The sequence below is a fragment of the Klebsiella sp. HN106 genome, assembly GCF_051209435.1.
Classification (GTDB): domain Bacteria; phylum Pseudomonadota; class Gammaproteobacteria; order Enterobacterales; family Enterobacteriaceae; genus Klebsiella; species Klebsiella oxytoca.
The window spans coordinates 1-309 of record NZ_JBLURD010000202.1 but is presented as its reverse complement, the minus strand read 5'-3'; the positions used below and the strand labels follow the sequence as shown (position 1 = coordinate 309).

The 309-nt window shown below is 33.7% G+C and carries 1 protein-coding gene; it reads right to left on the bottom strand.

From position 1 onward, the window contains the following. Positions 1–180, bottom strand: a 180-nt coding sequence (locus tag ACSIPU_RS30920) for a hypothetical protein (RefSeq protein ID WP_435322521.1), incomplete at its 3' end; no start/stop codon positions are given. Between the last annotated feature and the right edge of the window lie 129 nt (positions 181–309).

The following is a 309-nucleotide window of genomic DNA, read 5'->3' as shown; positions in this document are numbered from 1 at the left end:
TGAAAATGTGCCCTTGGCAAGCGTACTTTTTTTTCTCCGCGAACCCCTGAAAAACCCACTTCTTACAAAAACATAAATTTCTCTTGAAATAATCAATGCAATGTCATGAAACTTTTCTTTCTCACTTGTTTTACATTTTAACACATTGCAAAGGGATTTTGAACTTGCTGATAAGCCCAAGACTAACCCCTTTAAATGGCCTATCAGCTGAAATTTTATTTCTCTACATTTGGGCTGAAATGGCTCTAGAAAGTTTTTTTCTTGTAGCTGTTACTTAAAATCAGAAAAATCTGCAAAACAATCATATTA